Source organism: Hahnella aquatica (SeqCode) (assembly GCF_965194505.1).
Classification (GTDB): Bacteria; Pseudomonadota; Gammaproteobacteria; order Burkholderiales; family Burkholderiaceae_A; genus Hahnella; species Hahnella aquatica.
Map to the genome: position 1 here is coordinate 848,719 of NZ_OZ239144.1, position 24,501 is coordinate 873,219.

23 protein-coding genes and 1 tRNA gene are annotated in these 24,501 nt (G+C 62.5%); 16 read left to right on the forward strand and 8 right to left on the reverse strand.

From position 1 onward, the window contains the following. Nucleotides 1-138 precede the first annotated feature (138 nt). The 7 genes from iscR to fdx are packed head-to-tail and all read left to right on the forward strand — an operon-like array spanning nt 139 to nt 5,330. Nucleotides 139-618, forward strand: coding sequence for a Fe-S cluster assembly transcriptional regulator IscR (gene iscR / locus AC8GDA_RS04440; protein ID WP_506557098.1), 480 nt, complete (start codon nt 139-141; stop codon nt 616-618). A 6-nt stretch (nt 619-624) separates the two neighbouring features. Then, nucleotides 625-1,842, forward strand: coding sequence for an IscS subfamily cysteine desulfurase (locus AC8GDA_RS04445; RefSeq protein WP_506557099.1), 1,218 nt, complete (start codon nt 625-627; stop codon nt 1,840-1,842). A gap of 27 nt (nt 1,843-1,869) precedes the next feature. Beyond that, on the forward strand, nt 1,870-2,262 hold the full coding sequence (gene iscU, locus AC8GDA_RS04450; RefSeq protein WP_506557100.1) for a Fe-S cluster assembly scaffold IscU: 393 nt from the start codon (nt 1,870-1,872) through the stop codon (nt 2,260-2,262). After that, entirely contained in the window at nt 2,243-2,566 is a 324-nt protein-coding gene (gene iscA, locus AC8GDA_RS04455) for an iron-sulfur cluster assembly protein IscA (RefSeq protein ID WP_506557101.1), read from the forward strand. The genes iscU and iscA overlap by 20 nt, the downstream gene beginning before the upstream one ends. Next, on the forward strand, nt 2,532-3,101 hold the full coding sequence (gene hscB / locus AC8GDA_RS04460; protein WP_506557102.1) for a Fe-S protein assembly co-chaperone HscB: 570 nt from the start codon (nt 2,532-2,534) through the stop codon (nt 3,099-3,101). Before iscA ends, hscB begins: the two co-directional genes overlap by 35 nt. 3 nt (nt 3,102-3,104) lie before the next feature. Then, complete coding sequence (gene hscA, locus AC8GDA_RS04465; RefSeq protein WP_506557103.1) at nt 3,105-4,985, forward strand: Fe-S protein assembly chaperone HscA; 1,881 nt, start codon at nt 3,105-3,107, stop codon at nt 4,983-4,985. 12 nt (nt 4,986-4,997) lie between these two features. Further along, complete coding sequence (gene fdx, locus AC8GDA_RS04470; protein ID WP_506557104.1) at nt 4,998-5,330, forward strand: ISC system 2Fe-2S type ferredoxin; 333 nt, start codon at nt 4,998-5,000, stop codon at nt 5,328-5,330. Between the two features lie 30 nt (nt 5,331-5,360). Here the strand turns inward: fdx and AC8GDA_RS04475 are convergent, their stop codons facing one another. The 5 genes from AC8GDA_RS04475 to AC8GDA_RS04495 all read right to left on the reverse strand — a co-directional run bounded on the left by AC8GDA_RS04475 (nt 5,361) and on the right by AC8GDA_RS04495 (nt 11,925). Then, nucleotides 5,361-6,476, reverse strand: a complete 1,116-nt coding sequence (locus AC8GDA_RS04475; RefSeq protein WP_506557105.1) for a PQQ-dependent sugar dehydrogenase — start codon at nt 6,474-6,476, stop codon at nt 5,361-5,363. 63 nt (nt 6,477-6,539) lie between these two features. Next, nucleotides 6,540-8,081, reverse strand: coding sequence for a lysine--tRNA ligase (gene lysS, locus AC8GDA_RS04480; RefSeq protein WP_506557106.1), 1,542 nt, complete (start codon nt 8,079-8,081; stop codon nt 6,540-6,542). A 2-nt stretch (nt 8,082-8,083) separates the two neighbouring features. After that, a protein-coding gene (gene prfB / locus AC8GDA_RS04485; RefSeq protein WP_506557107.1) for a peptide chain release factor 2 occupies nt 8,084-9,188 on the reverse strand; the annotation gives its coding sequence in 2 pieces (ribosomal slippage) (nt 8,084-9,106 and nt 9,108-9,188; 1,104 coding nt in all). Nucleotides 9,189-9,199: 11 nt separating this feature from the next. Beyond that, nucleotides 9,200-10,903: a single-stranded-DNA-specific exonuclease RecJ gene (gene recJ, locus AC8GDA_RS04490; protein WP_506557194.1), complete on the reverse strand. Its 1,704-nt coding sequence runs from the start codon at nt 10,901-10,903 to the stop codon at nt 9,200-9,202. Between the two features lie 11 nt (nt 10,904-10,914). Further along, nucleotides 10,915-11,925: a hypothetical protein gene (locus AC8GDA_RS04495; RefSeq protein WP_506557108.1), complete on the reverse strand. Its 1,011-nt coding sequence runs from the start codon at nt 11,923-11,925 to the stop codon at nt 10,915-10,917. A gap of 25 nt (nt 11,926-11,950) precedes the next feature. Between AC8GDA_RS04495 and AC8GDA_RS04500 the strand changes: the two genes are divergently transcribed. Genes AC8GDA_RS04500 through AC8GDA_RS04515 form a run of 4 tightly spaced genes read left to right on the forward strand, consistent with a single transcriptional unit; the run spans nt 11,951 to nt 17,129 of the window. Then, nucleotides 11,951-13,189, forward strand: coding sequence for a lipoprotein-releasing ABC transporter permease subunit (locus AC8GDA_RS04500; protein ID WP_506557109.1), 1,239 nt, complete (start codon nt 11,951-11,953; stop codon nt 13,187-13,189). Continuing rightward, on the forward strand, nt 13,182-13,853 hold the full coding sequence (locus tag AC8GDA_RS04505; RefSeq protein WP_506557110.1) for an ABC transporter ATP-binding protein: 672 nt from the start codon (nt 13,182-13,184) through the stop codon (nt 13,851-13,853). Before AC8GDA_RS04500 ends, AC8GDA_RS04505 begins: the two co-directional genes overlap by 8 nt. Beyond that, nucleotides 13,846-14,634: a TatD family hydrolase gene (locus AC8GDA_RS04510; protein ID WP_506557111.1), complete on the forward strand. Its 789-nt coding sequence runs from the start codon at nt 13,846-13,848 to the stop codon at nt 14,632-14,634. Before AC8GDA_RS04505 ends, AC8GDA_RS04510 begins: the two co-directional genes overlap by 8 nt. Then, a complete protein-coding gene (locus tag AC8GDA_RS04515) occupies nt 14,631-17,129 on the forward strand; it encodes a DNA internalization-related competence protein ComEC/Rec2 (RefSeq protein ID WP_506557112.1) in 2,499 nt (832 codons plus the stop codon). Before AC8GDA_RS04510 ends, AC8GDA_RS04515 begins: the two co-directional genes overlap by 4 nt. Here AC8GDA_RS04515 and AC8GDA_RS04520 read toward each other — a convergent pair. Beyond that, nucleotides 17,052-17,873, reverse strand: a complete 822-nt coding sequence (locus AC8GDA_RS04520; protein WP_506557113.1) for a 3-hydroxybutyrate dehydrogenase — start codon at nt 17,871-17,873, stop codon at nt 17,052-17,054. The two genes, AC8GDA_RS04515 and AC8GDA_RS04520, sit on opposite strands and share 78 nt — an antisense overlap. Before the next feature lie 25 nt (nt 17,874-17,898). Here AC8GDA_RS04520 and AC8GDA_RS04525 point away from each other — a divergent pair, with 25 nt between their 5' ends. Continuing rightward, the gene (locus AC8GDA_RS04525; RefSeq protein ID WP_506557114.1) at nt 17,899-18,816 is read left to right on the forward strand and encodes an alpha/beta fold hydrolase; all 918 of its coding nucleotides are present in this window, start codon (nt 17,899-17,901) and stop codon (nt 18,814-18,816) included. Continuing rightward, nucleotides 18,809-19,168 carry a RidA family protein gene (locus tag AC8GDA_RS04530; protein WP_506557115.1) on the forward strand — a complete coding sequence of 120 codons (360 nt, stop codon included), beginning with the start codon at nt 18,809-18,811 and terminating at the stop codon, nt 19,166-19,168. The genes AC8GDA_RS04525 and AC8GDA_RS04530 overlap by 8 nt, the downstream gene beginning before the upstream one ends. Before the next feature lie 23 nt (nt 19,169-19,191). Here the strand turns inward: AC8GDA_RS04530 and AC8GDA_RS04535 are convergent, their stop codons facing one another. Beyond that, a complete protein-coding gene (locus AC8GDA_RS04535; RefSeq protein WP_506557116.1) occupies nt 19,192-20,244 on the reverse strand; it encodes an extracellular solute-binding protein in 1,053 nt (350 codons plus the stop codon). 104 nt (nt 20,245-20,348) lie between these two features. On the opposite strand from AC8GDA_RS04535, the gene AC8GDA_RS04540 reads away from it, so the two are divergent. Beyond that, complete coding sequence (locus AC8GDA_RS04540) at nt 20,349-20,756, forward strand: GlcG/HbpS family heme-binding protein (RefSeq protein WP_506557117.1); 408 nt, start codon at nt 20,349-20,351, stop codon at nt 20,754-20,756. A gap of 3 nt (nt 20,757-20,759) precedes the next feature. Here AC8GDA_RS04540 and AC8GDA_RS04545 read toward each other — a convergent pair whose 3' ends face one another. Then, entirely contained in the window at nt 20,760-22,280 is a 1,521-nt protein-coding gene (locus tag AC8GDA_RS04545) for a fumarate hydratase (protein WP_506557118.1), read from the reverse strand. Between the two features lie 60 nt (nt 22,281-22,340). On the opposite strand from AC8GDA_RS04545, the gene acs reads away from it, so the two are divergent. Both acs and AC8GDA_RS04555 read left to right on the forward strand, forming a co-directional pair. Beyond that, nucleotides 22,341-24,329 (forward strand): acetate--CoA ligase, encoded by a 1,989-nt coding sequence (acs, locus tag AC8GDA_RS04550; protein WP_506557119.1) that lies wholly within the window; start codon nt 22,341-22,343, stop codon nt 24,327-24,329. A gap of 70 nt (nt 24,330-24,399) precedes the next feature. Then, a tRNA-Ser gene (locus AC8GDA_RS04555) sits at nt 24,400-24,490 on the forward strand. Nucleotides 24,491-24,501 lie beyond the last annotated feature (11 nt).

The following is a 24,501-nucleotide window of genomic DNA, read 5'->3' on the forward strand; positions in this document are numbered from 1 at the left end:
GGGGGTTACCCCGAGACGGCAGGTCGCCCTTGGTGCGAGAAAGGGCCGCTCATGCGGCCCTTCTCGTTAAAGGTTGAGTAATTCACTCGGATACTCTAAACTCTTGAGTAAATCGCTCAGGAAATAGGAGGTTTTTGAATGCGCCTCACCACCAAAGGACGTTTTGCTGTGACCGCCATGATTGACCTTGGCCTGCGTCAAGACAAAGGGCCGGTCACCTTGTCTGCCATCAGCCAGCGCCAGCGCATTTCGCTGTCTTACCTTGAACAGCTCTTTGGCCGCCTTCGGCGCCATGAGTTGGTGGAGTCGATGCGCGGGCCCGGGGGAGGGTACCGCCTGGCCCGCTCCGCCAAAGAACTGACGGTGGCCGACATCATCTACGCGGTCGACGAGCCACTCGACGCCACGCAATGCGGTGGCAAGCAGAACTGTCAAGACGACCAGGTCTGCATGACCCACGAACTCTGGGCCAGCCTCAACCGGCACATGGTTGATTTCCTCGACTCCATCACGCTGCAAGACCTCGTCGATGAGCAGCGAGAGAAACAGTCCATGTCCCACCAGCCCGTGACTCGAAATGTCGTCTTTCACGATGACCGTGAATCTGCTGCCCACTGAGCCCACATGAACGCACCCATCTCGCCCATCTACCTCGATTACTCCGCCACCACACCGGTCGACCCCCGGGTGGTCGACGCCTTGTTGCCCTTCCTTCGCGAAGATTTTGGCAACCCTGCATCCCGGAGCCATGCCTATGGCTGGAAGGCGGAAGAAGCCGTGGAGACCGCCAGGCAACAGGTTGCAGACCTGGTGGGCTGTGACCCAAAGGAGCTGGTCTGGACATCCGGCGCCACCGAATCGATCAATCTGGCCATCAAGGGCGCCGCGCACTTCTACAAGGACAAAGGCCGCCATGTCATCACGGTGAAAACCGAGCACAAGGCCACCCTCGACACCTGCCGTGAGCTGGAGCGAGAGGGCTTTGAGGTGACTTACCTCGACGTCCAGGCCGACGGCCTGATTGATTTTGCTGCCTTCGAGGCTGCAGTTCGGCCAGACACCATCCTGGTCTCGGTCATGTTCGTGAACAACGAGATTGGTGTCATTCAAGACATCCCCAAAATCGGCGAATTCTGCCGGGCCCGCGGAATCATCCTGCATGTGGACAGCGCCCAGGCCACTGGCAAGGTACAGATCGATCTCCAGAGCCTGAAGGTCGATCTCATGAGCTTCTCGGCCCACAAGACTTACGGTCCGAAGGGCATCGGTGCGCTATTTGTTCGCAGAAAGCCGCGCATTCGTCTTGAACCGCTCATTCATGGCGGAGGCCACGAGCGCGGCATGCGCTCGGGCACGCTCCCAACCCACCAGATTGTCGGCATGGGCGCTGCATTCGCGCTGGCCAAGGCGGAGATGGCCACCGAAAACGAGCGGATTCGCATGCTCCGAGACCGTCTTTGGAAGGGCCTCTCAGAGATCGAGGCCGTCTATCTCAATGGCGACCTCGAGGCTCGGGTGCCCCACAACCTCAATGTCAGCTTCAACTATGTCGAGGGCGAGTCGCTCCTCATGGCCATCAAAGACATTGCCGTCTCTTCGGGCTCGGCCTGCACGAGTGCGAGCCTTGAGCCGTCCTATGTGCTTCGTGCACTGGGCCGTAGCGACGAGCTGGCCCACTCCTCCATTCGCTTCTCGATTGGCCGCTACACCACCGAAGCCGATGTCGACTTCACCATCTCCTTGCTCAAGGACAAGGTGGCCAAATTGCGCGAGATGTCCCCCCTCTGGGAGCTGGTCAAAGAGGGCGTCGATCTCAGCACCATTCAGTGGGCAGCCCACTAACTTCATCATCCATTCAGGAGAACCGTCATGGCATACAGCGAGAAAGTCATCGATCATTACGAGAATCCCAGGAACGTGGGCTCCCTCGACAAGGACGATCCCAGTGTCGGCACTGGCATGGTGGGTGCCCCCGCCTGCGGCGACGTCATGAAGCTGCAGATCAAGGTGAGCGAGTCGGGTGTGATTGAAGACGCGCGGTTCAAGACCTACGGCTGTGGTTCCGCGATTGCGTCTTCGTCGCTGGTCACGGAGTGGGTCAAGGGCAAGACCCTCGACGAGGCCATGGCCCTCAAGAACACAGAAATTGCTAATGAGCTCGCGCTTCCGCCGGTGAAGATCCACTGTTCGATCCTTGCAGAAGATGCCATCAAGGCCGCGATCGAAGATTACAAGAAAAAGCATGGCCATCACGCTGACTGAACGCGCTGCCCAGCACGTGTCTCGTTACATCGAGAAGCGTGGAAAGGGCGTGGGCATTCGCCTGGGTGTTCGCACCACGGGCTGCTCCGGCCTGGCCTACAAGCTTGAGTTCGTCGATGATGCGGCCACCGAGGACATGTCCTTCGAGAGCCATGGCGTCACGGTGTTTGTAGACCCCAAGAGCCTGCCTTACATCGATGGCACGCAGCTCGACTTTGCGCGTGAAGGCCTCAACGAAGGCTTCAGGTTCGAAAACCCCAATGTGAAGAGTGAGTGCGGCTGCGGTGAATCTTTCCAGGTCTGAGGCTGCGCCCGCTTCCGGCCTTCTGGCACAAGATTATTTCAGCCTCTTGGGTCTGCAGGAGGTCTTTGGAATAGACCAGCAGCAATTGGACTCGGCCTGGAGGCGGCTGCAGGCGGTGGTGCATCCAGATCGCTTTTCTGCTGGCACAGACGCGCAGCGTCGGCTGGCCCTGCAGTGGTCTACACACCTCAACGAGGCCTACAAGACACTCAAATCTCCAATCGCGCGTGCAACCTACCTGCTCGAGCGAAAAGGCCATGCGGTGGAGGCAGAGCGCAACACCGCGATGCCGGTGGCTTTTTTAGAGGCACAGATGACGCTTCGGGAATCGCTTGAGGATGCCAAGGCGGCGCCCTCGAATGAAGCTCGAGCGCAGGCCTGCATGAAGATCAGAGACGAGGCGCTGGCCGAGAGAGACGCCAGCATCGCCCGACTGGCATCGCTGATTGATGTTCAAGCCGATCACGCCGAGGCCGTGCTGCAGGTTCGTGCACTGCATTTCCTCGAGAAGTTTCTTCAAGACCTGGATCGTTAGCCGATGGCCCTGTTGCAGATTGCCGAGCCTGACCAATCCACTGTTCCTCATCAGCGAAGGCTGGCGGTGGGCATCGACCTCGGCACCACACATTCACTGGTGGCAGCAGTTCGTTCTGGCTCTGCTGAGATTCTGCCCAATCTGCAGGGTGAGCGGCTTATTCCATCGGCGGTTCGATATGGCAATGAGGGTGTGGTGTCGGTCGGAACCAACGCACTCTCGGCCGTGGCCGATGACCCGCTCAATACACTCGTCTCGCTCAAGCGCCTGATGGGCCGGGGCGAGGCCGATGCAAAGGCGCTCGAACTGCCCTACGACTTCTCGCCCGACTCCGGCGGCGTGCTCAAGGTCCAGACAGCATATGGCCCGGTCTCGCCGGTGGCCTTTTCAGCCGACATTCTGAAGGTGCTCAAGGCCCAGGCGGAACAGACCCTCGGAGATGAACTGGTCGGGGCGGTGATCACGGTGCCGGCCTATTTCGATGACGCACAGCGTCAGGCCACGAAGGATGCGGCAAGCCTTGCAGGCTTGAATGTCTTGCGCCTGCTCAATGAACCCACCGCGGCGGCCTTGGCCTATGGCCTAGAGTCCGGTGCGGAGGGCCTCTACGCCGTGTACGACCTGGGTGGCGGCACCTTCGACATTTCCATTTTGCGCCTCACCAAGGGCGTGTTCGAGGTGGTGGCCACTGGTGGTGACCCCGCACTGGGCGGTGATGATTTCGATGCGCTGCTTGCGCATCACTGGCTCGAGGGCTGGGGCCAGCGGTCGAGCGATCTCAATGCCTCGGAATGGCGCAGCCTGCTTCGCATGGCCAGACGGCTCAAGGAGTTGCTCTCGGGTGCCTCCTCACCCTCGGAGCGGGTCTCGTCGGAGTGGAACCGTGGCGACGGCACAAGGCCGCTGGCGATCATCACCCAGGCCGAGTTTCAGGTCCTGACCAAGCCGCTGGTCGACCGCAGCATCGATGCCTGCGCTCGGGCCATGTCAGATGCCGGCCTATCCCCCGCCCAGATTCAAGGCGTGGTGCTCGTCGGTGGGTCGACCCGGCTGGTCAACGTTCGGGCGGCTGCTGAAGCCTTCTTCCAACAGCGCCCCAAGGCAGACATTCATCCCGATGAGGTCGTGGCCATTGGGGCCGCCCTTCAGGCCAATTTGCTGGCTGGGAACCGCCCAGATGGCGATGACTGGCTGTTGCTGGATGTCCTTCCGCTCAGTCTTGGCCTCGAGACCATGGGCGATCTCGTGGAGAAGGTCATTCCGCGGAACACACCCATCCCCGTGGCCCGTGCGCAGGAGTTCACGACCTACAAGGATGGCCAGACGGCCATGGCCCTGCATGTGGTCCAGGGTGAGCGCGAGCTGGTCTCGGACTGCCGCTCACTTGCCCGATTTGAGCTGCGTGGATTCCCGCCGATGGCGGCTGGTGCAGCGCGCATCCGGGTCCATTTCCAGGTCGATGCCGATGGTCTGCTGTCCGTGTCTGCCCAAGAGCTTGGCTCTGGGGTTCAGGCCAGCATTGAAGTTCGCCCCTCCTACGGGCTCACCGATGCCGAAATCGCGAACATGCTCGAACAGAGTTTCACGCATGCCAAGGTGGACATGCAGGCCCGTGCGCTGCGTGAGCAGCAGGTCGAGAGCCAGCAGCTCCTCGAGGTGCTCTCGGCTGCACTGGAGGCCGATGGCGACCTTCTCAGTCCGGCAGAGCGCTCCGAGATCGATGCGGCAATGACCGACTGTCGTTCTGTGTGCGGGGGCCAGGATGTCGAACGTCTTCGGTCCGCCACCGAGCGGCTGTCTGCACTGACCGATCCCTTCGCTGCCCGGCGGATGGACCGCGCCGTATCACAGGCACTGTCTGGGCAGTCGATTCACAATTTATAAGCGAGTGGTGTGATGCCTCAAATTCGTGTGCTTCCGCATGTGGAAATCTGCCCTGAGGGGGCTGTGTTTGATGTGGCCGAGGGTGAGAACCTGTGCCGCAGCCTATTGGCCCATGGCATCGACATCGAACATGCCTGTGAGATGAGCAAGGCCTGTACGACATGCCATGTCATTGTTCGCAAGGGCTTTGACAGTCTCACACCCTCGGAGGAAGACGAGGATGATCTTCTCGATCGAGCCTGGGGTCTGAGCGCGCAGTCGAGGCTGTCTTGCCAGGTCGCCGTGGCTGACGAGGCCCTCGAGGTGGAAATTCCCCGCTACACCATCAACCACGCGCGCGAGTAAACGACGCGAGTAGACGGACTTGTTCGGGCGTTAGCGCGGCTCCAGCCGAATGAGCTGGCCGTCGGATTCATCTGTGAGGAGGTAGACGAGGCCATCCGGCCCTACTCGGACATCGCGAATCCGTCCGACCTCTCCGACCAAGAGCCGTTCCTCCGAAACCACCCGGTCTCCATTGAGGCCAAGGCGCACCAGGCTCTGTCCTCGAAGGGCGCCCACGAGGATGCTGTTCTGCCATGCCGGGAACGGTGTGCCCACATAGAAGGCCATACCCGACGGTGCGATGGATGGGACCCATACATGAACGGGCTGCTCGAGGCCTGGCTTTTGCGGACCCTCCCCAATCTTCGTTCCCGTGACGTAATTCACGCCGTAGGTGATGGTGGGCCAACCGTAGTTTCGGCCAGCACGAACAATGTTGACCTCGTCGCCACCCTGAGGGCCATGCTCGTGGGCCCAGAGTTCGCCAGTGGCTGGATGCATGGCAAAGCCCTGGATATTGCGATGTCCTCGGCTGAAGACCTCTGGCGCACCGGTGCCGCTGTTGGGCACACGAATGACGCTGCCCGCATGGTCGCCTGCCTTCTGGGCGCGGTCTTCTTCCCCTCGGTCGCCAAGTCCCAGGTAGAGATGTCCCTGCCGGTCGATCACCAGCCGGCCGCCGAAGTGTCGGCCACCTCGGGACTTCGGCTGCATTCGAAACAGAACCTCCACGTCCTTGAGGGTGTGTCCATCGAGACGGGCCCGGGCCACGGCGGTGCCGGAGGAGGCCATTCGGCCAGGCAGGTCGCCCTCCGCATAAGAGAGGAACAGAATGCGATTCTGTCGATGGTTGGGGTGGGGAAGGACATCAAAGAGCCCACCCTGGCCGCTGGCCACGATGTTCGTGGGGAGTCCCTCAATGGGCTTGGGATCGAGCCGGAAGTCTTTCGAGATCCGCCGAAGCCGACCGCTGCGCTCGGTGACCAGCAGGTCGCCATCTGGCAGCCATGCCAACGACCAAGGGTTCTCCAGCCCGCTGACCAACACGCGGGTCTTGAATGCCTGGCTGCTCGCAGCGGGCCGCGTGATGTCCTTGGAGAAGCTGGGTGCGGCTGCGGCGGCTGGAAGTCCAGCGGATCCTCCAAAGGCCACCAGGGCGCAGGCCATGAAAGATGTGAGGGCTCGAGGTGTCATCCGGTGTTGGCAAGGCCGCATGAATTCAAACCCAGATTATTCCTCCCGGCGCAGCGCGGGGAAGAGAATGACATCACGAATGCTGGGGCTGTCGGTGAGCAGCATCACGAGCCGATCGATACCGATGCCGCAGCCGCCCGCGGGGGGCATGCCGACCTCGAGTGCACGAATGTAATCGGCATCGAAGAACATCGCCTCCTCATCCCCAGCCTCCTTGGCCTCCACCTGAGCACTGAACCGAGCCGCCTGATCCTCCGGGTCGTTGAGTTCTGAGAAGCCATTGGCAATCTCTCGGCCCGTGATGAAAAGCTCAAAGCGCTCTGTCACGCCGGGTCGAGCATCCGAGGCGCGGGCCAGTGGGGAGACCTCGACGGGATAGTCGATGATGAAGGTTGGATTCCAGAGCTTCGCCTCTGCAACTTCCTCGAAGAGCGCCAGTTGCAGCGCGCCCAGGCCTGCATTGAGCAATGGTGGCTTGGAGAGGTCGGCTCCCTTCTTGCGCAATAGGGCCGACAGCGCACCGATGTCCTCGAGCGAGTCAGCAGGGATGTCGGGCGCATGACGCAGGATGGCTTGAACAATGGTGAGTCGCTCGAAAGGCTGGCTGAGATCGACCGTCTGGCCAGCGTAGCTCAGCATGGCGCTTCCCGTGGTCACCTCGGCGAGATGACGCAAGACCGATTCGGTGAAGTCCATGACCCAACGGTAGTCCGTGTAGGCCGCATAGAACTCCATCATGGTGAATTCAGGGTTGTGCCGTGGGCTGAGCCCCTCGTTACGAAAGTTCCGATTCACCTCATAGACCCGCTCAAAGCCGCCCACCAGCAGGCGCTTGAGGTAGAGCTCGGGTGCGATCCGAAGGAACATCTCCTGGGCAAGCGCATTGTGGTGCGTGACGAATGGCTTGGCAGCAGCCCCTCCGGGGATGGGGTGCAGCATGGGCGTCTCGACCTCCAGAAAACTGTGGTCGGTCATGAAGCTGCGCAGGGCGGACAAGGCCTTGGAGCGCGTAACAAAGACATGCCGGGCGCCTGGGTTCACGATCAGGTCGACATAGCGCTGGCGATAGCGGGTCTCGGTGTCATGCAGACCGTGAAACTTGTCGGGCAGTGGCCTGAGGCCTTTGGCCACCATGCGCAGGCGATGGCACCGAACCGAGAGCTCGCCCTTCATGGTCTTGAAGAGCACACCTTCGCACGCAATCTGGTCTCCGAGGTCCCAGTGCTTGATCTCGTCGTGGGCCTCCGCGCCAACCCCTTCGTCATTGAGGTAGAGCTGGATGCGGCCAGTGGCGTCCTGCAGCGTGAGAAAGCTCGCCTTGCCTTGTACCCGCTTGAGCATGATTCGGCCGGCCAGCGCCACGGCCACATGCTCAGACTCCAGCGTCTCCCTGGAATGACTGGCGTAACGCTCGTGAAGGGGCTCGGCCCGATGGCTGGGCCGAACGTCGTTGGGGTAGGCAGGCTGACCCGATGCACGCAAGGCGCGCAACTTCTGGCGCCGCTCCGACAGGATCTGGCTCTCGTCGGTGGCTGGAGGGATGTCGTTCGGTGTGGCCGATGGGTCTTGGTTGGGCATGGTTAGACGGCTGCCTTCAGGCTGGCCTCAATGAAAGGGTCGAGGTCACCATCGAGCACCTTTTGGGTGTTGGATATTTCGACGTTGGTTCGGAGGTCTTTGATGCGTGACTGATCCAGCACATAGCTTCGAATCTGATGGCCCCAGCCAACATCGGTCTTGCTGTCCTCGAGCTTCTGCTGCTCGGCCATGCGCTTGCGCATCTCGTGTTCAAAGAGACGTGACTTCAGCATCTGCCATGCCTCATCTCGGTTGCGGTGCTGGGAACGATCGTTCTGACACTGCACCACGATGCCTGTGGGCAGGTGGGTGAGTCGAACAGCGGAGTCGGTCTTGTTGATGTGCTGGCCGCCGGCACCAGAGGCCCGGTAGGTATCGGTTCGAACATCGGCCGGGTTGATGTCGATCTCAATCGAATCATCGACCTCGGGATAGACGAAGACCGATGCAAATGAGGTGTGGCGACCACCGCTGGAGTCGAACGGCGACTTGCGCACCAGTCGGTGCACCCCGGTCTCGGTTCGCAGAAATCCAAAGGCGTAGTCGCCTGAGACCTTGATGGAGGCGGACTTGATACCAGCCACATCACCATCGGAGGCTTCGAGCACATCCACCTTGAAGCCCTTGCGTTCGCAATAGCGAAGGTACTGCCGCAGCAGCATGGAGGCCCAGTCGCAGGCTTCGGTGCCGCCGGCGCCGGCCTGAATATCGAGAAAACAATTGGAGGGGTCGGAGGGGTTGGAGAACATGCGCCGAAACTCTAGGCCTGCAACCTGTTCGCCAATTTTTGCAGTGTCGGTCTCCACGGCGAGCAGGGTGTCCTCATCGCTCTCCTCTCGGGCCATGGCGTAGAGGTCGAGGCCATCGGCAATGGCCTGGTCGATGTCGCGAAGGCTGAGCACCACCGATTCAAGCGCCTTGCGCTCTCGGCCGACATCCTGGGCTTTTTTGGGGTCGTCCCAGAGGGTTGGGTCCTCGGAGAGACGCTCGACTTCTGCTAGGCGTCTGGCCTTCGCATCGAAGTCAAAGATACCTCCGAAGGTCGATGGTCCGGGCTTTGAGGTCCTCGAGCGAGTCCCCAATCTGATTCAGGCGTTCTGGTTCCATAGACCCTTAGTTTACTGCGTTGGGCCCATGCCCGAGACCAGGAGCTGAACCGATCTGCTGCCCTGCCAGTCATTGACAGAGAGTGCATAGGCCAGGCTGGCCTCGGCGGGCAGGCTTGATGGCCCATTGAACCAGATGGCCTCGAATCGATGGGCCGGCGAGGCCACAGGCGAGAGGGTCATTTTTAGATGAGCATCCTTCAGGACTCGCTGCTGTCGGAGGATGAAACGACCACGAAAGAGCGGCGGTGGGAAGCCTTGCCCCCAGATCACCTCGGAGAGGGAATCCGCCAGTGCCACCGTGTGCGCCTCCACGGGCAATTCCCCGTCGGTCAGTAGGCTGCGGGAAAAGAGCTCTGGGCTCGAGAAGTCGCCCACCGCAGCCTCGAATGCAGCCTCGAAGGCTGGCAGGGCGGTTCGCTCAATGGAGAGGCCCGCGGCCATGGCATGCCCGCCAAATGCCTTGATCAGGCCGGGCTGCTGGCTGTCCACCCGCTCCAGCACATCGCGCAGGTGAACCCCGGGGATGGAACGGCCGGAGCCTTTGAGGCCTTGTCCGTCCTGGTCGGGCGCAAACACAATGGTGGGCCGGTGGGCCTTGTCCTTGAGTCGGCTTGCGATCAGTCCCACCACACCCTGGTGCCAGCCTGCATCGAAGAGCACCAGCCCTTTGCGATGCTCGACCTCGGGCATGGCCGCCAGCTGGGCCAGGGCCTGGTCCCGATTGTCTGCCTCGAGTGACCGCCGATCTCGATTCAAGGCATCCAGGGATTGGGCGAGCTCGAAGGCCTCCTGCGCGTTGTCCGTGACGAGGCATCGGATGCCAATCGACATGTCAGCGAGCCGGCCAGCTGCGTTGAGCCGCGGGCCGATCGAAAAGCCGAGGTCTGCTGCGCTGGCATGGCCCTCAGGACGCCCAGCGGTCTGGAAAAGGGCGGCAAGCCCTGGCGGCAACACCCCTTTGCGAATGCGCTGAAGGCCTTGGGCGACCAGCCGACGGTTGTTTGCATCGAGGCTGACCAGGTCTGCCACAGTGCCCAGCGCCACCAACGGCAAGAGGTCATCGATGCGCGGAGCATCCCCGCGGAAGTGATCTTGTTTGGTGAGCCAGGCCCGCACGGCCATGATGAGGTAGAAGGCCACGCCCACGCCGGCCAGGTGTTTGCTAGGAAATTGGCAGCCCGGCAGCTGTGGATTGAGGATGCGGGTGGCGGGCAGGCTGGGGCCGGGCAGGTGATGGTCCGTGACCAGCACTTCGAGGCCAAGGGCCTGGGCTGCGGCAACCCCCGCATGGCTCGAGACCCCGTTGTCCACCGTGATGAGCCAGTCCGGCAGTGGAGAGAAGCGCTGCCGGGCGTGTTCCACCAGGGCTGGCGTGAGCCCGTAGCCAAAGGCAAATCGGTCCGGCACGAGAAAGTCCACCTGTGCTCCGAACTTTCGCAGCCCCCGGACCATCACGGTGGTGGCTGTGGCGCCGTCGGCATCGTAGTCACCCACGATGAGAATGGAGGCGCCTCGTTGGATGGCCTCTCCGAGGCTGGCCGCCGCCTCTGGCGCGCCGGTCAGGGCGTGTGGCGGGTGCAGGTGAATGAGTGCGGTGTCGAGTTCATCAGTGTTCTCGATACCTCGGCGGGCCAAGAGGTCTGCAAGGATGGGCGACACGCCCTGCGCCTCCAGTTTGGCCTTGAGATCCGGCCGCTCCGCCCGGTCCTCCATTGGAATGGATGTCATGCGACGGCCGCTCCCCCGCGGCCGGTCGCGTCGGGAATGGCCAGGTGGTGGGGAAGATCCGACAGGCTTGGCCGGCCTTGGGAAAGCCTGTGCCAGGCCTGCCGATGCCAAGGGATTGGTTCGAACGTAAATGCCGACCATTGATGCACGGCCACCAAGGAAGCCTCGGGTCTGTTGCCAAGCGCGGCCAGCCACGTGCGCCAGGTCTCGAACCAGTCCCGGGCCGGCTCGGCGCTGTTGGAGAGGTCCATGCACTCGGGAGACGGCGGAAGGCGAGGCCGATTCGGGTCGTCTGCCGACCTTGCAGTGCCCGCGCCCCAGGCCCACAAGGTGTCTACGGTCAGAGGACCATCCAACTGCTCAGACAGCGCATGCCATGCCATTTGAACCCGGTGGGTCGCGTGGCGCCAGGCTCGAGCGCCGCGGCCCCGTGGCTCGAAGTCTGGCAGGTGCTGGCCGGCCAAGACACTGGGATGGGCTGTGATCAACTCAAAGTCGCCTGCATCCGTGTCCGGGGCCATGCGCAGGTAGAGCTGGCCGCCTGCACCGGAGATCACCTGGCCGAGGTGCGCGAGCTCGGTGGTGAGTGCATCCACGGCAGGCGGCGGGAGCATCAATGGCCGAAGGGGGAATCGCAGGCCGACCTGCTGTGGGGTCATGGCCAGTGCTCCCGGCGTCAACACAAGCCAGACCTCATCGGGGGTTGGGCAAAGGCCATCCTGCTCGGCCAGCAATGCGGCCCAGGGAAAGGCCGTCGCCTTGGCCCCAAACTGGCTGGCCCATCGGTTTGCCCACCAGGCCATGTGGCCGGGCAGCGGCAGGGCGGGCAGGGTGTGCGGGTCTTGGTAGACCACTGCCCGGCGGGACATGAGCAGAGAGAGTCCACGAGACACGGGGTCGTCCACCCTCAGTGCGACAGCGTCTGCATGGTCTTGGGCCCAACGCTGCAGGCTTGTCGCCTCGGCCTGGGTCACGAGGCCGGCATCAACCATCAGTGGATTGTTCATGGGGGGAGTATGGCAAACTCGTTTCATGCGCTTTGAACTGCACGTCGGGCTTCGCTACACCCGCGCCGGCCGCTCGACACGGTTCGTCAATTTTATTTCCTTCATGGCCACCGCTGGCATTGGCCTCGGTGTGGCCGCGCTCATCATCGTGCTCTCGGTCATGAATGGCTTCCAGAAGGAGGTCCGCGACCGCATGCTCGGCGTGCTCTCGCACGTCGAAGTGCTCGCCCTGGCAGCCGATGCCGATGAACTCGATGCAGCCAAGTTGCTTCTGGCAGGCCAGCCAGGTGTTCTCGCCACAGCCCCCTTCGTGGTCGGGCAGGCCATGACGGTGAGGGGTGATCAGATGAAAGGCCTGATGATCCGCGGGATCGACCCCTCACAAGAGGTTGGTGTCACTCCGGCCCTTCAGTCCCTCGATGCCGGCTCATTGACGGCCTTGTCCGAGCGGCGGTTTGGTGTGGTGATTGGCCGTGAGCTCGCCATCACCATGAGCCTCTCCGTGGGAGATGGTCTGAGCCTTGTCACGGCAGATACGGCAGCCGGGCCCGCTGGGATTCTCCCCCGCATGAAAACCTTCGAGGTCGTTGGCATCTTTGCATCCGGTCACCACGACTACGACAGCGCGCTGGTGTTCATCCACCAACAGGATGCCTTGGCCTTCTTCCGGGGCCAGGCCCTGGTGGGGCTTCGTGCGCGATTGGCGGACATGCAGTCTGCGCCAGCTGTGAGCAGTGCGGTGGGCGTTCAACTGCCCTCGGGCCTGGTGGCCAGAGACTGGACCCAAGAGAACCGAAACTGGTTTGCAGCCGTGCAGCTCGAGAAGCGAATGATGTTCATCATCCTGACGCTGATCATCGCAGTGGCGGCCTTCAACCTGGTCTCCATGCTGGTCATGACTGTGATGGACAAGCGCGGTGACATTGCCATCCTGCGCACGCTGGGGGCGCAGCGCGCCTCGATTCTGCTGATATTCATGGTGCAGGGTGCGAGCCTCGGCGTGCTCGGTGTCCTGCTCGGTCTGGCCATGGGCGTGACGGGCGCCTTGAACATTGGCGCCTGGGTTGCATCGCTGGAGACGTGGTTCGGGTTTCAGGTGCTTCCCAAGGGCATCTACCTGATCAATCAGTTGCCCAGTGACCTGCGCCTGCAGGATGTTGTCCAGGTTGGGCTTGTGTCTTTGATTCTGTCGCTGTTGGCCACGGTCTACCCGAGCTGGCGAGCGGCCAACACCGATCCGGCCGAGGCGCTCCGACATGATTGACTCGCCCGTGCTGGAAGCCATTGGGCTCACCAAGCAGTTCTCCGATGGGCCCCGGGCCGTCTGCCCCTTTCGGAATCTGAACCTGTCTGTGTTCACTGGAGAGACACTGGCCATCGTCGGGCCCTCTGGCGTTGGCAAGAGCACGCTCCTTCAGTTGCTCGGGGGGCTTGATCGGCCCAGCGCCGGTGAGGTGCGCTTCCGGGGCGCAGCCTTCTCGAGCATGGCCGATGCCGAGCGCACCAAGATACGCAACGAGGCCATCGGATTTGTGTACCAGTTTCATCACCTGCTGGGCGAGTTCTCGGCACTCGACAATGTGGCCATGCCCCTGTGGATTCGTCGGATGCCGCGTGAGGCCGCGCAAGGAGCAGCCCGGGTTTTGCTCGAGCGTGTCGGCCTGGCGGATCGGCTCGACCATCGCCCTGCACAGCTCTCTGGCGGCGAACGCCAGCGGGTCGCGATTGCACGGGCCTTGGTCACGGCGCCGGCGGTGGTGCTTGCCGATGAGCCCACCGGCAACCTGGACCGACAGGCGTCCGGTCGCGTCTTCGACCTTCTGGTCGAAGGGGTGCGCAGTCAATCCTCGGCCCTCATTGTCGTGACCCACGACCCAGCGCTGGCGGCTCGTTGCGATCGCCGATTTGAGATGGCGCGACTTGATTGACACGCATTGCCACCTTGATTTTCTAGACGACCCAAAGGCTGCTGTGTTGGCAGCCGAGGCCAAGGGCGTGCTGGCCGTGGTCTGTCCGGCCGTCTCTGCAGAGAACCTTCCAGTGGTGCGCAACCTGGCCGCCCAGATGCCAGGGGTCTATTACTGCCTGGGCCTGCATCCTTGCTCCACCAATCAGACGACAGATGCAGACCTGGCCGCCCTTGAGAATGCGCTGATGGAGGCCCGAGACGATCCCAAGCTTTTGGGCGTTGGGGAGATCGGCCTTGATCACTTTGTGCCTTCTCTGGATCGGACCCGTATGGAATTCCTCTTTCACGCTCAGCTCCGGCTGGCCCGAGACCACGACCTGCCGGTGGTCCTGCATGTGCGGCGCGCCCAAGACCTGGTGCTCAAGGGCCTGCGGCGTTTTGGCATTCGGCACGGCATTGCCCATGCCTTCAACGGCAGCCTGGTTCAAGCGCAGGCCTATCTGAATCAGGGCATGAAGCTTGGCTTTGGTGGCACGCTCACGTACTCGCGTTCAACCCGCATTCGAGCCCTGGCCGAGGCACTGCCGTTGTCGGGCATGGTGCTTGAGACCGACAGCCCCGACATTGCACCGTCTTGGCTGCCCAAGGGCCAGGCCAATGCGCCAGAGCACACGGCGGGTGTGGCCAATACCTTGGCCGAATTGCGCAAGACCACCCTGGAGGTCATCGACAACGCAACCACAGCGGCCGCTGTGGAGGCGCTGCCCCGACTTCTCCCGCTCGCCCACCCCCGGGCATGAACATTCCGCTCCTCTATAGGCTGGCATTGGCCAGCCTGTTGGGTCTGGCCGTCCTGCTGCGCCAGCCCGATCTTCCAGACTGGCGCGACTTGGCAGCCTTGGGTGCAATGCTCGCGGTGGCGGGCGGGTGGCTGTCCCGAAGATCGCCATCAGCCATCGGCCATCGTTTGAAAGGTGGGCTGGCAACGCTCATCACGGTGCTTGCCATCGCTTGTCTGTCCGCCAGTTGGGGGGCCTGGCGCTCCGATCAGATCCTGCAATTGGCGTTGGGTCCGCAGGAGGAGGAAACAGTGGTGGCCCTGCACCTGGAGATTGAGGACCTCCCCCAGCGCCACGACGGCGAGCGGCCTGCCTGGCGCTTCCAGGCCCGAGACCTTGTGCATGGCCGCAGCCTCATGGTGAACTGGCCTGTCTCAGTCGAGGCTCCGGAGCGACGGCTTGCCCCCGGTCAGCAGTGGAGGCTGTATGCGAAGGTGCGCCATCCGGCAGGCACGCGAAACTTTTATGGCTTCGATCTGGAGACGTGGCTTTTTCAGAAGCGGGTTCAGGTGACAGCCCAGGTGCGCGAGACGACCAGTCTTCCCGCAGTGCTCTCCGGAGAATCCCGCAGCCTCTCAGCCCAGATCGATCGCGCCCGAGATGCCATTCGGCAGGCCATTGCTGCCGCGGTCCCAGATGCGCGCCATGCGGGTGTGCTCTCGGGTCTGGTGGTGGGAGAGCAGCAGGCCATTTCGGCATCGGACTGGGCCATTTTTGCCACCACCGGCGTATCCCACCTCATGAGCATCTCCGGCATGCACGTCACCATGTTCGCCGTGCTGGCGCGTGGCCTGGTGGGGCTCCTCTGGGGCTGGCTCAGTCGACCCCCGCTCAAGCTAGCCCTCCATGTACCCACACCCGTGGCTGCTGCGGTCGCCGCCAGCCTGGCCGCCTTCGCTTACGCACTGTTGGCTGGCTTTAACCTCCCCGCACAACGAACGGCGTGGATGGTCACCGTTGCGGCGCTGGCCACGGTCAGTGGGCTTCAGGCGCAGCCCTGGGCAATCCTGAGCCTCACCCTGCTGGCCATTCTCGTGCTCGATCCCCTGGCCTTGCTTGCACCTGGATTCTGGCTCTCCTTTTTTGCGGTGTCGGTGCTCTTCGGCATGCCCAGTGCCCAGCAGGGATGGAGGGGCAGCGCCGCTGCAGCGGTGCGCGCCCAACTGGCGATCACGGTGGGCATCGCCCCGCTGACCATCGTCTTCTTTCAACAACTCTCCGTGGTCGGTCCTTTGGCCAATGCCTTGGCCATTCCCATCGTGACCTTTGTCGTGACGCCTCTGGCCATGCTGGGGGCGGTGTTGGCCTTCTACGGGGTCTCCATGCCGCTGGCACTCGGCGAACTCGTCTTTGGCTGGCTTTTTGATCAGCTCGTCTGGATGTCGGCCTGGGAAGGGGCAAGCCTGCGTTGGCATGCGCCTGCTGTCTGGGCCTCGGTGGTCGCCGTCCTCGGCGCTGGTATCGCCTTGCAGTCGGGCCTGCCGCGATGGCGGCATGTCGGCTGGCTTGGTGTGCTCGCCTTGCTGTGGCCGACGGCGCCAACGCTGTCAGAAGGCAGCATGCGAGCGCATTTCTTCGATGTGGGGCAGGGCAGCGCAGTGCTGGTGCAGACCCAGCACCATGCGCTGTTGGTGGACACCGGCCCGCCCATGGGTGCCTCGACGGCGGCCGAGCGCGTGGTGGTTCCGCAGCTCGCAGCCCTGGGTGTGCGCGGGCTCGATGGCCTGGTGATCACCCATGCAGACATCGATCACAGCTCGGGCCTGGAGACGGTCTGGTCCACGATGCGGCCAGGCTTTCTCCTGACGACCATGACGGGCCGCACCGAGCAGCCTCAGGCCCGATGCGAGGCGGGTCAGTCCTGGGTCTGGGACGGGGTTTGGTTCCGGGTTGTTTTTCCGTTTGCTGACGATCCGCCATCACCGCAGCAGCGCGGACGAAATGAGGATTCCTGCGTAATAGAGGTGATTGATGTGCAAGGCAATCGACTGCTGCTGACGGGGGACATCCCGGCCGAGCAAGAGCGCGCCATGCTGGAGCGGGTGCCCTGGGTCGGTCAGGGGCCGACGGTCTTGCTCATGCCGCACCATGGCAGCAAGACCTCCTCATCGGATGCCTTGCTTGGCCGCTTAAGACCGGTGCTGTCGATTGCCCAGTCGGCCTACAAGGGGCGTTTCGCCCACCCCGCCCCCGAGGTGATCGAGCGGCATGCACGGCATGGCATTGCTGTGGCGCGAACCGATCTCATGGGTGGCCTTCAGGTCGACTGGCCGACGCAGGCCGGCGCGGGCACGTTCAGGCTGCGACAAGCGGCCTCGGAAACACGCCGTTTTTGGCACCGTTCACGAGGGGCCGAGCCTGGCCTCAGGCCGAGACCCTTACTGGGCCAGCCAGCCCCCGTCGACATTCCAGGCCACACCGCGAACCTGGTTGGCCGCGGGGCTGCACAGAAATAACGCCAAGCCAGCAAGCTGCTCGGGGGTGACGAATTCCCCGGAAGGCTGCTTCTCCAGCAAGAGCCTCGACTTGGCCACTTCAACAGACACCTGCTCCTGTGCGGCCCGTGCCTCGACCTGTTTCTGAACCAGTGGGGTCAGGACCCAGCCGGGGCAGATTGCATTGCAGGTGATGTCGGTCTGTGCGGTTTCCAGCGCCACCACCTTGGTCAGGCCGACAAGGCCGTGTTTGGCTGCGACATAGGCCGATTTGTTCGCAGAGGCGACCAGCCCATGGGCTGAGGCCAGGTTGATGATTCGGCCATGGCCTCGGGTTCGCATGCCTGGCAGGGCTGCCCGAATCGTGTGAAAGGCCGCCGTGAGGTTGATCGCAATGACGGCATCCCACCGCTCGGTGGGAAACTCCTCGACTGGGGCCACATGCTGAATGCCGGCATTGTTAATGAGGATGTCCAGCCGTCCCAAGGTGTGTTCCGCGTGGCCGACCAACTCCGCAAGCTCTGCAGGGCGAGACATGTCCGCCCCGTGGTAGTGCACAGGGGCCTGGCTGATGGATGAGAGCCTCGAGACGGTGGCCTCGACCTCTGCTGGGCTGGCAAATCCGTTGATCACCAGAGAGGCGCCCTCGGCTGCAAAGGCCTCGGCCAGGCCAAGCCCGATGCCACTGGTGGAGCCTGTGATGAGAGCCACCCTGCCGCGCAGTTGGCCGTGGGTTGCAATGCCGCGGGTTGTCGTCTTGGTCATGCAGGGATGATAGTCTCGCAGCGCAATGAATCTCAAACCAAGCCCCGTGCGTCGCCATACGATCGAGTGCAGCAGCCCGAGTGGGCCGCACCGCATGGTGGTGCACGAGTGGGGCAGCTCAGAAAATGCCCAGGTGGTGGTCTGCGTGCACGGCCTCACGCGGGTCGGGCACGACTTTCAACGACTCGCAGAGCGGCTCTCAGAGACCCACCGGGTGCTGGCCCCCGATGTGGTGGGCCGAGGCGCGTCCGACTGGCTCTCCGATCCACAGCACTACCTCGTGACGCAGTACGCAGATGACATGCAGTCCATGGCCGAGCAGTTGGCCTTGCCACCCATGCATTGGGTGGGCACCTCCATGGGCGGACTGATCGCCATGATTCTGGCGGGTGCGCCAGATCGGGCCGATCGATATCCGGCCGTTCGGCTGCGCTCGCTGGTCCTCAACGATGTGGGTGCCGTGGTCAGTGGGGAGGCACTCGGGCGGATCGGCCGATACCTGGGGGCCGACCCCTATTTCGAGACCTTTGAGGAGGCTGAGGCGCTGGTTCGAAAGATCTTTGCCGGCTTTGGTCCTCACACGGATGCAGAGTGGCAGCACTTGGCCGAGACCGTGCTGCACCCAGATGGTGATGGGTATCGGTTCCACTACGACCCATCATTGTCCGAACCGTTTCGTCAGGCCTTTGCGATGGCAGAGGGCGATCCGCCCCCAGACATGGATGTCTGGCCGCTCTACGATGCCATCGAGGTGCCCACACTGCTGGTGCGTGGCGGGGATAGTGATCTGCTCACGCCCGAGGTGGCGCAGGCCATGACGCATCGCGGCCCCAAGGCGCGTCTCCTCACCCTGCAAGGGGTTGGCCATGCCCCATCGCTCATTCGAGCCGAGGAGGTTGAGGCAATTGTTCAATGGATTTTTGAAAGGAGCAGTGATGTCTGAAATCAAGCGCATGCATGTGGGTGCACGAATGTCCGAAGTGGCTGTTCATCAGGGCACGGTCTATTTGGCGGGCCAGGTTGCGGCAGACCCAAGCGCCGATGTGGTCGGCCAGACCAAGCAGGTGCTCGATGCGATCGACCGGCTGCTGGCCGAGGCGGGGTCAGACAAATCAAGACTGCTCTCGGTCCAGATCTTTTTGGCCGACATGGCAGATTTCAAGTCGATGAACAGCGTCTGGGATGCCTGGGTTGTGCCGGGTCATACCCCGCCCAGGGCCACCGTGGAGGCCAAAATGGCCACCCCGGCCTATCGTGTGGAGATCAAGGTGATCGCAGCGGTGGGCCCAGCCTAGAGACCGGGCCCAGTAGAGCGGCGTTATCGCCAGCCGGTCTTGTCCACCAACTGCTGAGCCAGTCGGCTCTGAGTGGCGAATTTCTCCACCGGCATGGGGTCTGCCTTGAAGGTTCCCAGCGTTTTCAGGGCGGGGTTGTCGTAAGGCACCTTGGCCAGAACAGGCCGCTCGTTGTTGGCCATGGCGAACTGCCCTTGAATCTCCGGGCTGGCGAGGAACTCGAGGAATGTACGTGCGTTGGCGGCATTCTGTGCGTGCTTGGCAATGCCCCCGCCGGAGATGTTCAGGTGGGTGCCATCGCCTTTCTGGTCGGGCCAAACCAGTCTGGTTTTGGCCACAGCCGCCTTGTCCTCCGCCTTGTCGCTGCGCATGAGCCGGGCGTAGTAGTAGCTGTTCGAGATGGCCACCCCGCACTCGCCCGATGCCACGGCACGGATCTGGTCCGTATCGCCGCCTTTGGATGGTCGCGCCAGGTTTGCAATCACGCCACGCATCCAGGCCTCCGTCTTTTCCGGCCCGTGCTTGGCCAACTGCGAACCGATGAGCGAGAGCATGTAGGGGTGGGATGCAGTTCTGGAGCAGACAAGACCCTTGAGGGAGGGGTCCGCAAGGCTCGCATAGGTCGAGACCTGCTCGGGCTTCACCTTGGTGGGGTCGACGATCAGGACACGTTCGCGGGTGGTGAGGCCCACCCATGCATCACCGCCACGGCGGTCTGCTGGAATGGCCTTGTCGAGGACGGCCGATTTGAGCGGCTGAAAGAGACCTTCTTGCTGCGCCCGCCACAGGCGGGTGGCATCGACCAGGAGGATCACATCGGCAGGACTGGCCGCTCCTTCGCTGCGGATGCGCTCCAGCAGGGGTTCGTCGGCAGCACTCACGACATTGACCTTGATGCCGGTCTTTGCGGTGAACTGGGCATACAGGGCATCATCGCTGCTGTAATGCCGCGCGGTGTAGAGGTTGAGACTGTTGGATTGGGCCATGGCGGGTGTGCGCATGCCCGCGATCAGCGTGGGCAGTGTGGCCGCAGCCACCACCACGAGGGTGCTGTAAAGAAAGAGACGTTTCGTCATGGTTGTACGCTTCATAAATTGGTTGATCAAACATTGGATTGAAGTGTGCACGCCGTAAGCTTAATGAGAACTATTTTTAATTGCAACCCCTGTCAGGAGTCGACATGATTCAAAAGCCAGCATTGACCCAGTCAGACATTGAAAAAATTGGTGCCGCGGCAGAGGCCGAGGCCCAAAAAAACGGATTCAAGGTGAGCATCGCCATCTGCGATGAGGGCGGGCACCTGCTGTGGTTCAAGCGGCTCGACGGCGCCCCTCCCATTTCGGCCCACATTGCCCCCCAGAAGGCCCGCACAGCAGCCCTCGGGCGCCGCGAGTCCAAGCTCTACGAGGACATCATCAACGGGGGGCGGACCTCCTTTCTGTCTGCGCCGCAACTAGAGGCCATGCTTGAGGGGGGCGTGCCCATCATGGCCGAAGGCCATTGCATCGGTGCCGTGGGTGTCTCGAATGTGAAGTCCCACGAGGATGCCCAGGTGGCCAAGGCCGGCATCGCGGCCCTGGGACTTTGATCGTCAGGCCGACTTTTTCAGGCCCTCGATTCGTACCTTCCATTCCCGAGGACCGGTCTCGTGGACCGAGGTGCCATTGGCATCGACGGCCACGGTGACCGGCATGTCGGCCACCTCGAACTCGTAGATGGCCTCCATTCCGAGGTCCTCGAAGCCAACGACCTTGGCCGAGCGAATGGCCTTGCTCACCAGATAGGCTGCCCCACCCACGGCCATAAGGTAGGCCGAGCGATGGGCCTTGATGGCTGCGATGGCCTCAGGTCCGCGTTCGGCCTTTCCGATCATGGCGATGAGGCCTGTCTTCTCCAGCATCATGTCGGTGAATTTGTCCATGCGGGTGGCCGTGGTGGGACCTGCGGGGCCGACAGCCTCCTCTCGAACCGGATCGACGGGACCCACGTAATAGATCACGCGATTCGTGAAGTCGACAGGCAGTGGCTCTCCTCGGGCCAGCATGTCGGCGATGCGTTTGTGTGCGGCGTCTCGGCCAGTCAGGAGTCGTCCTGACAACAGAAGGGTCTGGCCAGGCGTCCAGGCAGCCACCTGATCGGGCGTCAGGCTGTTGAGGTCCACCCGTTGAGAGGTCTTGGTGTCCGGGGCCCAGCTGACCTTGGGCCAGTCTGAGAGGCTCGGTGGCACGAGGGCCACGGGGCCACTGCCATCGAGATGGAAGTGCACATGCCGAGTCGCTGCGCAGTTTGGAATGAGGGCCACGGGCAGATTGGCCGCATGGGTGGGGTAGTCCATGACCTTGACATCCACCACCGTCGTGAGGCCGCCCAGCCCCTGGGCACCAATGCCAAGGGCATTGACCTTCTCATAGAGCTCTGCACGAAGCTTTTCAATGGGAGTTTCCGGGCCTCGGGCCAGCAATTCGGCCATGTCCACCGGGGCCATGAGCGACTCCTTGGCCAGCAGCATGGCCTTCTCCGGCGTGCCGCCGATGCCGATCCCTAAAATGCCCGGTGGGCACCAGCCCGCACCCATGGTGGGCACGGTCTTGAGCACCCAGTCGACGATGGAGTCGCTCGGATTGAGCATGCCGAGCTTGGCCTTGGCCTCGCTGCCGCCGCCCTTCGCCGCGCAGATGACCTCAACGCCTGCGCCACCAACGACTTCTGTGTGGATCACGGCCGGGGTGTTGTCTTTGGTATTGCGCCGGGCGCCTGCGGGCTCGGCGAGCACCGAGGCCCGAAGCGGGTTGTCGGGGTCCCCGTAGGCGCGACGAACGCCTTCGTTGACCATGTCTGAGACGGTCATGGTGGCGTCATCCCACCGCGCATGCATGCCAATTTTCAAAAAGACCGTTGCAATGCCAGTGTCTTGGCAGATGGGCCGATGGCCCTCCGCGCTCATTCGACTGTTCGTGAGGATCTGAGCAATCGCGTCCTTCGCGGCGGGGCTCTGCTCTCGATCATGGGCAGCCCCGAGCGCCCGAACGTAGTCAAGTGGGTGGTAGTAACTGATGAACTGGAATGCATCGGCGATGCTCTGAATGAAATCTTCTTGACGAATTGGGCGCATGACGTCTCTTTTTGGCGTAAATTTATTTGAAAAGAATTATCACACCTAAGAGGAGGCAACATGTCGTCAGGGAAGATCGAATCGGTCATGCAGGAGAATCGGGTCTTCGACCCGCCGGCGGAGTTCGCAAAGAAGGCGCGGATCGGCAGCATGGCGGCCTACAACGCACTCTGCCAGGCGGCCGAGCGTGATGATGCAGGCTATTGGGCCAGGCTGGCCCGCGAGGAAGTGGTTTGGAAGAAGCCCTTCACTCGGGCCCTGGATGAGTCCAACGCACCCTTCTACAAGTGGTTCGACGACGGCCTGCTGAATGCGTCCTACAACTGCCTCGACAAGAACATCGAGGCAGGCCACGGCGACAAGGTCGCCATCATTTTTGAATCCGATGCCGGCGATGTCACCCGCGTGACATACAAAGACCTTCATGCGAAGGTCTGCGCGCTGGCCAACGGCCTGAAGTCGCTGGGCTACAAGAAGGGCGATCGAGCACTCATTTACATGCCCATGTCGGTCGAGGGTGTGGCGGCCATGCAGGCCTGTGCGCGCCTGGGTGTCATTCACTCGGTGGTCTTTGGAGGCTTCTCTGCAAAGAGCCTGCAAGAGCGTGTGGTCGATGCAGGGGCCAGCCTGATCATCGCGGCCGACGAACAGTGCCGCGGCGGCAAGAACATCCCTCTCAAGCCAGCGGTCGATGAGGCCTTCGGCATGGGTGGCTGTGAGGCAGTGCGCCATGTGGTGGTCTATCGCAGAACCGGTGGTCCTGTGGCCATGACGGCTGGCCGTGACATCTACATGGACGACCTCGTCAAAGGCCAGGCCAGCAGCTGCGAGCCCGAGTGGGTCGAGGCTGAGCATCCGCTGTTCATCCTTTACACCTCTGGCTCCACTGGAAAGCCCAAGGGCGTTCAGCACGCCACGGGGGGCTACCTGCTGCACGCCATCCTGACCATGAAGTACACCTTCGACCTCCGCGATGAAGACACCTTCTGGTGCACCGCCGACATTGGCTGGGTCACAGGCCACACCTACATTGCCTACGGTCCACTGGCCTGCGGGGGCACTCAGATTGTCTTCGAGGGGGTTCCCACTTATCCGAATGCAGGCCGTTTCTGGCAGATGATCCAAGACCACAAGGTCAGCATTTTCTACACGGCGCCCACGGCGATTCGCTCGCTCATCAAGGCAGGGGAGACGACCCCCGACTGCCATCCCGAGCGCTACGACCTGGGGTCGCTCCGCCTCCTGGGTTCGGTGGGTGAGCCCATCAATCCGGAGGCTTGGATGTGGTACCACACCCATGTGGGCGGTGGCCGCTGCCCCATCGTGGACACCTTCTGGCAGACCGAGACCGGCGGCCACATGATCACCCCCATGCCGGGGGCCACGCCGCTGGTGCCGGGCTCCTGCACGCTGCCGTTTCCCGGCGTTCACGCGGCCATTGTGGATGAGTCGGGTGGTGACGTTCCCAATGGGCAGGGCGGCATTCTGGTCGTCAAGCGGCCCTGGCCTTCCATGATCCGAACCATCTGGGGTGATCCCGACCGTTTCAAGAAGGCCTATTACCCCGAGGAGCTCGGCGGCCGGCTCTACCTTGCGGGAGATGGGGCCATCCGCGACAAGGACACGGGCTACTTCACCATCATGGGCCGCATCGACGACGTGCTCAATGTCTCGGGTCATCGCATGGGCACCATGGAGATTGAGTCTGCCCTGGTGGCCAACGGCCTGGTGGCAGAGGCCGCGGTGGTGGGCCGTCCGGATGACCTCACCGGTGAGGCCATTGTGGCCTTCGTGGTGCTCAAGCAGGCCCGGCCAACGGGTGATGAGGCCAAGAAGATTGCAACCGACCTGCGCAACTGGGTCGGCAAAGAGATCGGCCCAATCGCCAAGCCCAAGGAGATTCGCTTCGGCGACAACCTGCCCAAGACCCGGTCCGGGAAAATCATGCGACGGCTGCTTCGCACCCTGGCCAAGGGCGAGGAGATCACCCAGGACACCTCCACCCTTGAGAACCCGGCCATTCTGGAGCAGCTCAAGCAGGCCACTTAAACTGCTACACTGGCGCGCTTGAACCGGCGAGTTTCGCAGCGATGCGAGGCTCGCCTTGCATCCCCTCTGCGGAGAGATGGATGAGTGGTTTAAGTCGCACGCCTGGAAAGCGTGTATAGGTTCATAGCCTATCGGGGGTTCGAATCCCCCTCTCTCCGCCACCCTAAAGATC

Coding starts and splice junctions, on each gene's coding strand:
- iscR (WP_506557098.1), top strand. CDS start 139: ATGCGCCTCACCACCAAAGGACGTTTTGCTGTGACCGCCATGATTGAC.
- AC8GDA_RS04445 (WP_506557099.1), top strand. CDS start 625: ATGAACGCACCCATCTCGCCCATCTACCTCGATTACTCCGCCACCACA.
- iscU (WP_506557100.1), top strand. CDS start 1,870: ATGGCATACAGCGAGAAAGTCATCGATCATTACGAGAATCCCAGGAAC.
- iscA (WP_506557101.1), top strand. CDS start 2,243: ATGGCCATCACGCTGACTGAACGCGCTGCCCAGCACGTGTCTCGTTAC.
- hscA (WP_506557103.1), top strand. CDS start 3,105: ATGGCCCTGTTGCAGATTGCCGAGCCTGACCAATCCACTGTTCCTCAT.
- fdx (WP_506557104.1), top strand. CDS start 4,998: ATGCCTCAAATTCGTGTGCTTCCGCATGTGGAAATCTGCCCTGAGGGG.
- AC8GDA_RS04475 (WP_506557105.1), bottom strand. CDS start 6,476: ATGGCCTGCGCCCTGGTGGCCTTTGGAGGATCCGCTGGACTTCCAGCC.
- lysS (WP_506557106.1), bottom strand. CDS start 8,081: ATGCCCAACCAAGACCCATCGGCCACACCGAACGACATCCCTCCAGCC.
- recJ (WP_506557194.1), bottom strand. CDS start 10,903: ATGGAGGACCGGGCGGAGCGGCCGGATCTCAAGGCCAAACTGGAGGCG.
- AC8GDA_RS04495 (WP_506557108.1), bottom strand. CDS start 11,925: ATGAACAATCCACTGATGGTTGATGCCGGCCTCGTGACCCAGGCCGAG.
- AC8GDA_RS04500 (WP_506557109.1), top strand. CDS start 11,951: ATGCGCTTTGAACTGCACGTCGGGCTTCGCTACACCCGCGCCGGCCGC.
- AC8GDA_RS04505 (WP_506557110.1), top strand. CDS start 13,182: ATGATTGACTCGCCCGTGCTGGAAGCCATTGGGCTCACCAAGCAGTTC.
- AC8GDA_RS04515 (WP_506557112.1), top strand. CDS start 14,631: ATGAACATTCCGCTCCTCTATAGGCTGGCATTGGCCAGCCTGTTGGGT.
- AC8GDA_RS04520 (WP_506557113.1), bottom strand. CDS start 17,873: ATGACCAAGACGACAACCCGCGGCATTGCAACCCACGGCCAACTGCGC.
- AC8GDA_RS04525 (WP_506557114.1), top strand. CDS start 17,899: ATGAATCTCAAACCAAGCCCCGTGCGTCGCCATACGATCGAGTGCAGC.
- AC8GDA_RS04530 (WP_506557115.1), top strand. CDS start 18,809: ATGTCTGAAATCAAGCGCATGCATGTGGGTGCACGAATGTCCGAAGTG.
- AC8GDA_RS04535 (WP_506557116.1), bottom strand. CDS start 20,244: ATGACGAAACGTCTCTTTCTTTACAGCACCCTCGTGGTGGTGGCTGCG.
- AC8GDA_RS04540 (WP_506557117.1), top strand. CDS start 20,349: ATGATTCAAAAGCCAGCATTGACCCAGTCAGACATTGAAAAAATTGGT.
- AC8GDA_RS04545 (WP_506557118.1), bottom strand. CDS start 22,280: ATGCGCCCAATTCGTCAAGAAGATTTCATTCAGAGCATCGCCGATGCA.
- acs (WP_506557119.1), top strand. CDS start 22,341: ATGTCGTCAGGGAAGATCGAATCGGTCATGCAGGAGAATCGGGTCTTC.